Source organism: Candidatus Synechococcus spongiarum SH4 (assembly GCF_000586015.1).
Taxonomy (GTDB): domain Bacteria; phylum Cyanobacteriota; class Cyanobacteriia; order PCC-6307; family Cyanobiaceae; genus Synechococcus_B; species Synechococcus_B spongiarum_F.
The window spans coordinates 1-2,866 of record NZ_JENA01000212.1; the positions used below are offsets into that span (position 1 = coordinate 1).

Sequence of the window (2,866 nt, forward strand, 5' to 3'; positions counted from 1 at the left end):
CTCCTGCTGCAGCCAGCTTTGGAGCCAGTAGATGCGATCCTGTCTGGCTCGCTGCCCGGCTTCCTGGATGCCTGCCAAGGCCTGGTCCAGCCAATGTTGCAGGTCCGGCTCCGTCAGGACCGACCCCTGACGGCCATGGGCCCTCAGTTGAAGATGGGCCAGGAAGTCCGTGAAACGGCGAATGGGGGAGGTCGCCTGCACGTACACCGGCGCCCCCAGGGCGAAGTGGGGCTGGGGACGGGCGCCGGTGCTGCTGCGTTGGAGGCAGGCTTTCAGGGCACCGTTGCGCACGGCTCCGGGGGAGAGGGCTGCCAACTCCCGGGAAGAGGGCAAGTTGCTGGCCACCTGACCCCGGTAGGGCAACGGCAAGCCATGGCGTTGACCGTAACGGCCGGCAATTTGTCCAGCCAGCACCATGCACTCCGCCACCAGTTGGCGGGCCGGGGTGGGCTCCAGCACCTCAAGGGCAATGGACCCGCCCGCCCTGGGCCGGAAGCGGGCTTCGGGCTGCTCCAGGCACAAGGCGCCAGCCATGCGGCGCTCTTGATTCAGGCGCCGGGTGATGCGGTGCAGCTCCAGAAGGTTGTCTTCTTCCGGTGGAGCCATGCTCAGCAGGTCGTCCACGTCGTTGTAGGTGACGGCTGTGGATAGCCGCACCCAGCTTGGGCTCCAGCCCTCGTCCAGGGCGTGGCCGTCGTCGTCCACGTCCAGCCAGAAGCTGAGGGCGCGACAGCGCTGCCCCGGCCGCAAGCTGAACACCCCCTGGGCCAGGGATTCCGGGAACATGGGTGTGGCGCCGTGGCTGAGATAGGCGCTGCATCCCCGCCGGCAGGCTTCCATGGTCAAAGGATTAGCGAGGGACAGCAGCGCCGTTGGATCCGCCACATGAACCCACAGGCGCCACCCCCCCCGACATGGGACTCCAACGCCAGGGCGTCATCCACTTCGATGGCGCCGGCATCGTCGATGCTGAGGCTGGCAAGGCCGGTTAGATCCAGCCGATCCTCGTCACCAGGGCAGTCCTGGCCGGCCAGGGAACGCAAACGCTGCATGGGCGCCCGCAGGGCTGGTGGAAAGCCCCTGGCCGGTTGTTGTCGTACGGATTGCTGCCGTGCGGGTTGGGGTTGCTTCGGTCGCTTCAGCCGTCTGTGTTGATAAAGGGAAGCAGCGCCATGATACGGGCCCGCTTCACAGCGGTGGTGAGATCCCTCTGCTGACGAGCGGTGAGCCCTGTCATGCGCCGGGGCAGGATCTTGCCCTGCTCGGTGAGGAATTTTTTCAGCAGGTCCACATCTTTGTAATCGATGGGATCACCGGGTTTGATGGGGGAAAGACGTTTGCGGTAGCGGGGAGCCATGGGGGCAGGAGGGAATGGTGGTCAAGGGAGGAGAGGAACTGCGGGGCGCCTTTGGGGGCGCTCACTTGATTTCCTTATGGACCGTGTGTTTGTTGCAGTGGCAACAGAACTTTTTCACCTCAAGCCGCTCCGACGTGTTGCGGCGGTTCTTCTGGGACGTGTAGCGGGACACGCCGTTGGAGCGTTTCGTGGGATTGGACCGGCATTCCGTGCACTCCAGGGTGATCACGATGCGGACGCCCTTGTTTTTGGCCATGGGGAGGACGTTGCTCCACTGCTGAGCAGTAGCTGCACAAACGTCATATCCTACCTTGCCATGACCATGGCTGGTGGAAGTGGACCCGACTGCGTAGGATCATTGCTACTGGTCTGAAACAGGACGATGCGGGTTTCGCTAAACTGGCTTCAGGAACTGGTTTCCTGTCCCTGGCCTGTGGCCCTGTTGGCTGAACGCCTGAGCATTGCCGGTCTTGAGGTGGAGGACATCCTTGAACTAGGCAAGCCCCTGGCGGGGGTTGTTGTGGGCAGAGTGCTGAACTGCGCCCCCCACCCCGATGCCGACAAGCTCAGTCTCTGTCGGGTGGACGTGGATGGTCCCCAGCCTCTGCAAATTGTCTGTGGCGCCCCCAATGTGCGCGCCAATATCCATGTGCCGGTGGCCCCTGTTGGGTGCCGGCTTCCCGCCATCGACCTGACCATCAAGCGCGCCAGGCTGCGGGGCGTGGACAGTGAGGGCATGATCTGCTCCCTGGCGGAACTGGGGCAGGAGGGGGATAGCACCGGCATCTGCGTGCTGGAGGAGCAGCCGCTGACAGGCCCGCTCACGCCAGGTGCGGCGGTGGCCCCCCTCCTGGGGCTGGATGACGTGGTGCTGGACGTGGCGGTCACCGCCAACCGACCGGACGGCCTGTCCATGGTGGGCATTGCCCGGGAGGTGGCGGCCCTGTGCGGGGAAACGGTCAGGCGCCCCACGGCGCCCCAGCGGACGGCCATCGCCATGGACCTGAATCGCTTTGCCCAGGGGTGCCGCCTTTTCTCCTTGAGCACGGTTGAGAACGTCACCATCGGCCCCTCTCCCCTGTGGCTCCGGCGGCGTCTGGAGCGGGCCGGGCTGCGCAGCATCAACACTGCCGTGGACATCACCAACCTGGTGATGCTGGAGACCGGGCAGCCCATGCACGCCTTTGACGGGGAACGGGTGACCGGCGGCGGAACCGCCATCCACGCGCGCTTTGCCCAGCCGGGAGAAAATCTCCACACCCTGGACGGACAACAGCTTTCCCTGGAAACGGGCCATCTGGTGGTGGCTGATGCCGCAGGACCTGTAGCCCTGGCCGGGGTGATGGGGGGCGCCCCCACCCAGATCACCTCCCGGACCCGTCGGATCCTGCTGGAGGCGGCGGTGTTCGACCCCACCGCTGTGCGCCGCTCCGCTCGTCTGGCGGGGCTGCGCAGTGAGTCCTCCTCCCGCTTTGAGCGGGGTGTGGCCCCACAGGCAACTCTGGCGGC

General features: G+C 65.6%; 5 protein-coding genes. 1 reads left to right on the forward strand and 4 read right to left on the reverse strand.

What is annotated here, in order from left to right; all coding sequences use genetic code 11:
• The 4 genes from BG35_RS11110 to rpmG all read right to left on the reverse strand — a co-directional run.
• Positions 1 to 885: ribonuclease catalytic domain-containing protein (locus BG35_RS11110; protein ID WP_161632583.1), on the reverse strand; the 885-nt coding region annotated here is incomplete at its 3' end.
• The gene (locus BG35_RS11685; protein ID WP_051506226.1) at positions 843 to 1,052 is read right to left on the reverse strand and encodes a hypothetical protein; all 210 of its coding nucleotides are present in this window, start codon (positions 1,050 to 1,052) and stop codon (positions 843 to 845) included. The genes BG35_RS11110 and BG35_RS11685, both read right to left, overlap by 43 nt.
• 86 nt (positions 1,053 to 1,138) lie before the next feature.
• A complete protein-coding gene (gene rpsR, locus BG35_RS0108575) occupies positions 1,139 to 1,357 on the reverse strand; it encodes a 30S ribosomal protein S18 (RefSeq protein ID WP_025782497.1) in 219 nt (72 codons plus the stop codon).
• Between the two features lie 61 nt (positions 1,358 to 1,418).
• Positions 1,419 to 1,613 (reverse strand): 50S ribosomal protein L33, encoded by a 195-nt coding sequence (rpmG, locus tag BG35_RS0108580; protein WP_025782498.1) that lies wholly within the window; start codon positions 1,611 to 1,613, stop codon positions 1,419 to 1,421.
• A 126-nt stretch (positions 1,614 to 1,739) separates the two neighbouring features.
• On the opposite strand from rpmG, the gene ytpR reads away from it, so the two are divergent.
• Positions 1,740 to 2,866: YtpR family tRNA-binding protein (gene ytpR, locus BG35_RS0108585; RefSeq protein WP_025782499.1), on the forward strand; the 1,127-nt coding region annotated here is incomplete at its 3' end.

Excerpts from the sequence above, each read along its gene's own strand:
- rpmG (WP_025782498.1), bottom strand. The coding sequence starts at position 1,613 with ATGGCCAAAAACAAGGGCGTCCGCATCGTGATCACCCTGGAGTGCACG.
- BG35_RS11685 (WP_051506226.1), bottom strand. The coding sequence starts at position 1,052 with ATGCAGCGTTTGCGTTCCCTGGCCGGCCAGGACTGCCCTGGTGACGAG.
- rpsR (WP_025782497.1), bottom strand. The coding sequence starts at position 1,357 with ATGGCTCCCCGCTACCGCAAACGTCTTTCCCCCATCAAACCCGGTGAT.